Origin of the sequence: Pseudomonas marginalis, from assembly GCF_001645105.1 — a bacterium.
GTDB lineage: Bacteria > Pseudomonadota > Gammaproteobacteria > Pseudomonadales > Pseudomonadaceae > Aquipseudomonas > Aquipseudomonas petroselini.
This window is the reverse complement of sequence record NZ_LKEG01000024.1, coordinates 52530-58764: the sequence shown is the minus strand read 5'-3', so window position 1 is coordinate 58764 and position 6235 is coordinate 52530. Positions and strand designations below refer to the sequence as shown.

Below are 6235 nucleotides of genomic sequence, written 5' to 3'. Positions count from 1 at the left end.
GCGACGGGTCCCCTCGGGATACATCGCACTGTTCTCGTAGATAGACGCCAAGGGAGCCAGCGCTTCACCCAAGTGTTTCAGAGGGAAATAGGGGTCAGACCACCATTAATTTAACCGCGATCTGAACCCGATTTCCTTTTTAATAACCCCCAGCATCCAAATCCGCAATGGACAACCAGTAGGCGACAACCGCGTCAAACGCCTTATCGTCGGCGCGCTCCTGCAACGCAACCAGTGCCTGCCGCGCATCGGCAATTGACCAGCCAGTGGAGTTCAAGGTCAGCCATGCGCAGTCAAGGCGTCCCGCCTGCATAAAATCCTCGAACAACGGCTTTTTCTCGCGCTCAGGATCAAACCAAGCGGGCAGTTCCACGCCTTTCGGCACCGGCATGTGCTTATCGACAACCTCAAAATAGCAGCTACTTTTCCACCAATCAGTGGTTGGGTCTGACGGATTCGGAAAGCTTCCGGTGTAAGGGGTTGCGCCGTCAGAAATACTCTCCAGTGGCGTCAACGTCTTGAACGTTTCGACGTTGGCGAGGCCTTTGGGGTCATCACCACTTTTCAACGACTGCGCATCCAATGCGTCCAGGCAATCAAGGCCCACAGCCCTGGCGAACCGCTCAAGTTCGGGCGTTACCCCCTCCTCAAGACTCATCGACATCATCGCGAGCACGCCCATCAGTTGCGCAGGCGTGCGGGCGATCTCTACGGTCATTAGGTCGCTGCCAACGTACATTTTTACGAAGGTGGGTTCACGATCAACAAACCAGTGCTTCCAGTACCCGATATAAGTAGGCCAAGACCCGTCACTCCATATCGGGATCAATGCAGGTGGAAACACATACCACTCGGCAGGAGCTTGCAGTGTGCAAATGGGCGTGTCGATGCTTCCATCGGCGCATGCCACCACCGCGTCGGGTAACCCCAGCGCTTCTAATGCTGTTTTAACGTTCATGCCTTCACCGTTTTGGCGCCAGAGGCGTCGACCACTCGGGGACCTTCATTCTGTGTAATGACGAAATAGGACCAAAGAAGAAATTGGAGGTCGAATTCGCAGCTCATGGATCAGTTGATAAGCCTCGCGCGAAGGTACGGGTACCTGATGGCGAGGGTCACAGACCACCAATATACGTTTCAGCAGTAATCGTGGTCTGACCCCTATTTTCTCCTATTTCATACTCGACCTTGTGTACCTGTCACAGACTTCGGAGTAGTTAAGCGTCACCGCATTAACGTCATCTACAACACAATTCCATTTCTTGCCAAACTCGTACGCCAACCATAAATACATCTCCATCGAGCCTTTCGAATGACCCAACTGCATTTCGATCATTGTCTTAGGAGGGGCACCCAACAAATTTTCCCAATCGAGCATATCTTGCGAATCATAAAAATTCATGAATTTTTCGGAGTTGAGTAATGAAATATACAAAGTGGCGTCATCCCAATTCAATATTCCACGATTACGTTTTCCGATACTAACGACTCCGCCTATAGAGTGGATAAAATCAGCAAACGCATCTTCATCAATTGCCACATCCGATATAATTGAAGCTGAATCGCTCACGATTACAACCCTCCTTTTTTGGCACCATACTCGAACAGTTCGTCGACACTATTAATTACTTTAACCCCTATCTTTTCGTAAGCTTTGATCTGCTGCGGCTTAACCACGTTCGGAGCAAAAAGTATGACCTCCTTACGATCAGGGTTGAGCATAGTGTTATTTTGTAACTTCTGTAACTGTTCGATTTTTCCAGGCTTCGGACTGCTGGCAATTTCAATGATAAAGCGAGGTGTTTCAGCATCAATCTCGCCAATGCCAACAGGCTTCCCATCAACAAAACCAGACCTGAATTTGCTTTGATAATCCAAAAGCATCCCTTTTTCGCTCAATGCCCTTCCAACTTGCCCCTCTAATACCTCTCCCATCACATTTGATTTAAGTGCCCAGTCAATTTCATTATCAAATCTTCCTGGAACAACCGTAAGAGGGCTCCCGGCCAGCCCGGCTTCGCTATCAACTGTGCCAGCCCAATTTTTGCCCACACTCAGCTCACCGGACTTAGCTGAAGCCTTTGTAGCTGCTCCCAGTTCTGCTGCGCCCTCAGCCCCCTTGGCTAGCCCTCCTAGGTTGCCTACCGCACCTGCTCTGCCCGCAGGAATCATCGCCAACGCAAACTCAGCAGGAAAAATAGGGGTCAGACCACCAATATACATTGGTGCACTAATCGTGGTCTGACCCCTATTTTCCTTTGACCCCTATTTTCCNACCGCGCAGCCATCACAGCCGTGGTTGCTACTGTTTTGCAGAGGTTTGAAATTGAGGCCGGTTTTTTCGTTAAGGGTTTGAAGGGACAGTTGCTCGCCCAACACCCCATCATTTGCAAGCGAACCGGTCTTCCAGTTGGGAAGGTGCGACAGCGGGATACTTTCAAATGTCTGCCCAAACAGGTCTTCAACCGAGCTGAGCTTGGGGGGGCTTATAGCATCAGGGGTAACCTGGCCCGGCCCTTTTGCATCGAGGTTATCGCCCTTATGTCACAGGCCTAAAATCATCAATTGACTTGTTTTTCTCTTTCAATAAAGACGCAATGAAATCGGGATTAAAACTCATCAAAAAATCAATAGCATCATAAATTTTCCAGCGATGCACTTCGGGATGATCAATTATAGCGGCAAGGTGCTCTTCAACAAGAGGCACATACTCCGAGTAGTTCTTCCTCTTCACGAAATCAAAAATCTTTGCTATTTCGAACGGTTTACTACTCGCCAAAGTAATAATCTTCGATAGCGGAGAATAGATCTGGACTCTAGCCGCCTCGACTTCCCCACGATCAGCCACATTGGAAAAATACCGAGTAACAGCCAAGAGTATTTGACGATAAGTGTCGTCGTACCCATGTAGTCGATGAGAATAGGTTCCTTCGATGCCTTCGGGTTTTTCCATACTCCCCTCCAAAGCGATCAAGCCTTCATAGACGCCCCAACTGGTCAGTAGTTTCGCAGCCAAGAATTGCTCCTCATTATTACTCGCATGACGGAGCAAATCCAGCACAGCGTCAATTCTTTCCTGTGGAATATCCTCTGGATCCAAATCTCCTGCCGTCACGGCATAATCTGCATGCTCTGGAATGCTATTTAACAGTTCGTATGTTTTCGGCTCCATAAAAATACCTATTTTTTTACTCTTTTAATATAGTCGGCCGGCACACAGCCCATAATCAAACATTCACCATCGCGCTTAGCGTTCCCCAGATCTCTCTCCGAGAAAAATAAGGGTCAGACCCTTGAGTAAATTCTACATTCCCCCATTACCGGATATGTAAGACTTCACATACGTCCATCGAGTGAAGATCCAATACGCCGCGAATACAAACGTAAGAGGAAAGCCGATCCAGTTGTATACCCAAGGCGAGTCAGTGCGCAGGGCAAGTGAAATCACCGCAGCGATGATCATTGCGAGTAGCAGGCTAACCGCCAGAATCATGGAAAACAGTGAGATCGATAAGAAAAACCCACCGATCCATTTATTTCTTCTCACCCGAAGCCTCCTCGTAAAGCGTATACCCTTTAAAAATAGCAGTTAGACCAGCATAAATTTAACGGTGGTCTGACCCCTATTTTCGCTCAAATGAATAAGAGCTTACAGCTTAGCCGCCCATCACCAGGCCAACAAAATCGAACAATTACAAAAAATGAATCATATTTTAAAAGAGCAATTCTGCTGAACTCTAAAAATCGCAAAACCGTGGTCTGACCACTATCTTTTCCCAATTCCTTATAACAATCATGAGGCGTTATAAGTGCTGAAGGTTCCAGCTGTGCATTTGCTCGGGGGAAATAGGGGAAATAGGGGTCAGACCAGCAATATACATAAGTGCACTAATCGTGGTCCGCCCCCTATTTTCCTCCCCTATTTTCCTCCCCTATTTTCCTCCCCTATTTTCCTTTCTATTTCCCTGACCCCTATTCCCCTCAACTCAGTAAACCATATAAAAAACAAGAAAATTCATCAGACAACTTTCTAAGATTCATATCCGATGAGTCCACTTCGACTACAGACCAGTTGTCGTTTGTATCGAAGCCGAAGCATCGGCCCTGCATATCATCTCCGAAAAATCGAATATCCCGAAAAGCGTTAGCAGTACCTGCATCAAAAATCTCTTCAGCCTCTAAAAAGCCGCTGTAAAGCATTATACCTGCATAGTCAATTTCTCCAGCACCAAAGTCTTTTAAGAATGCCAGATAATCTTCGGGAACATTTTGAAAACTGTCTCTTATCGCACGTAAAACTGCATCATCCACAGCGTCTAACCCATCCAATAAATGCTCATCTTTCTTCTCTCGCATCAAAACTTCAAAGTTCTCCATCAGAGCCTCTCTATTTTTTATCTGAGAAAATTTCTCGCGCTACGCTCCCCGCGCGATGGATTCCACCTTGGTGCTGATCCGGGAATCTAGCAGGGTGCATGTTCCACCATTCATTAGGCCCCCCAAAGCTATTTTCAATAATATGATGTGCATCGAAAGGTTGCCCCGCCTTTCGTGACACTGTAAGCCCATTCTTAGCAAGAACGTCCTCAGTATAGCGCGGCCACATTTGGCCTGTATTAGCCTCCCATTGACTGATTAAGTCATTCTTCACTTTATTGAACTGCTTCCTATTAATATCAGACAGCTCCGGAGAAAGCTTGGTGAATTCTTGCTCGCGCAAAATGTTGGCGAGGTTAGCACGTTGTTCATCTGTCACTTTAAATCCGGTCTGCGCTTCGAGATCTTTAAGATAACGACGAGCCTGACTCGACAGTTCAGTGAAACCTTTCGCACCCTGGGCTAAAAACTCACCCGACTCCTCCGTGGCCAACTTCTTTTTCGCCAAGGCAGCGGCAATGACCTCTGAAATCTTCCCACCCAAGCGCACACCGGCAAGAGAAAGCAGCGCATCATCCAACGCCGTGACCGGTTCAGCCGATTTCCTGGCGAGTACCAACAACCTCGACATCGAATCTTTTGAAGCCAGGTCGTTGCTCGAGACGTTAATGATTTCCGTCGCATGAGCATCTGCCTGCTCCCGACCGTACTGAGCCCATTTGTCAGCCAAGGGCAATTCGCCATAAAGGCCGGTGCCCAGACCATTAAACAGGCTCGTGTCTACAAACTGCTCTTTGGTGGAGTTGAACGCATAAACCGCAGAGCCATTGGCGATAATTGCGGTGCCGTCTTTCCACGTTAATGGAATTTTCTGGTCCGCCAATTCTTGAATAGCGCCTCTGGCAATCGCCAAATCACGATCAAGCCAATCCCGCGTCGGGTCGTTGCCCCAGTTTTTTTCCAGTGCATCCAAACGCGCGTTTTCTACGGCATCGACCTTGGATCCTGCCGCCATACGTAGCAAGTCTTCCCACAAAGCATCCGACTTGGGCTTGCCCTGTGTTTTCTCTAACTCTTCAGCTTTCTTCTTGAGTAGTGGCACCTCTTGGGTCAGGTGAAGTTGGCGATTGAATACTTCGACGCCGTAACCTGTCCCACTCCCGACAGCCGCGCCGCCGATACCATTCCCGGCACCTGCTCCAGCGCCTATCCCGGTCGCTACCAACGCGGCGATGTTGTCCTGGCTGGCCTCAGATAATTTGCTGTTTTCCAGCGCCTTTGCAATCGAGGGCATCAACGCAGCAGAAGCACCAGCCCCCAACGCGCCACTTTCCACACTGCCGCTGGACAACCCCATGGTGGCACCTGCCAACGCGTGCAACATGACGCGTGCTGCTCCACCTTCTGCCCATGCGGCTCGGGTGGCCGCGTCCGATTTCGGGTTCAGGGATTGCGCCTCAGCGTAATCACCCACTCGCTTGAAGATCTCGCTAGACGCAGTATTGGCGACGATACCGACTGTCGTACTGACGGGCGCGCCACCAAGGCCCGCGGCGATCAGTCCCGTCGCGATATCGGCCATCATTTTCTTGTCGCCGCCGAACTGCCAACGCTTGGCTTCCGAATAAGCCAGATCGGCGGCACGGGCGGTATCAGCAGCACCAGGCGCGCCTGCGTCTGCTTGTTCCTTCGCCGCCTGCCCAAGCTTCTTGGCCTCATCGGCCTTCGCCTTGCCCACCGCACTGATCACCCCACTGGCCAACTGCGCCGAGCTTTGGATCAGGTCAATACGCTCTTGCATAGCCTTTTCATCAGGACGGTCAAGTTTCTGATTGGCATTGGCGGTGTCACGGTTCAA

The 6235-nt window shown here is 49.6% G+C and carries 6 protein-coding genes; all 6 read right to left on the bottom strand.

Annotated elements, in window-relative coordinates; all coding sequences use genetic code 11:
- Positions 1-139: 139 nt before the first annotated feature.
- Positions 140-958 carry a hypothetical protein gene (locus AO064_RS04145; RefSeq protein WP_064052491.1) on the bottom strand — a complete coding sequence of 273 codons (819 nt, stop codon included), beginning with the start codon at positions 956-958 and terminating at the stop codon, positions 140-142.
- Positions 959-1171: 213 nt separating this feature from the next.
- Entirely contained in the window at positions 1172-1570 is a 399-nt protein-coding gene (locus AO064_RS04140; RefSeq protein WP_064052490.1) for a hypothetical protein, read from the bottom strand.
- A gap of 2 nt (positions 1571-1572) precedes the next feature.
- Positions 1573-2223, bottom strand: coding sequence for a hypothetical protein (locus AO064_RS04135; protein ID WP_064052489.1), 651 nt, complete (start codon positions 2221-2223; stop codon positions 1573-1575).
- Positions 2224-2539: 316 nt separating this feature from the next.
- Positions 2540-3172, bottom strand: a complete 633-nt coding sequence (locus AO064_RS04125) for a hypothetical protein (protein ID WP_064052487.1) — start codon at positions 3170-3172, stop codon at positions 2540-2542.
- A gap of 809 nt (positions 3173-3981) precedes the next feature.
- Positions 3982-4377, bottom strand: coding sequence for an SMI1/KNR4 family protein (locus AO064_RS04115; protein WP_064052485.1), 396 nt, complete (start codon positions 4375-4377; stop codon positions 3982-3984).
- A 10-nt stretch (positions 4378-4387) separates the two neighbouring features.
- A partial coding sequence (locus AO064_RS31140) for an HNH endonuclease signature motif containing protein (RefSeq protein ID WP_425262140.1) occupies positions 4388-6235 on the bottom strand: 1848 nt, incomplete at its 5' end.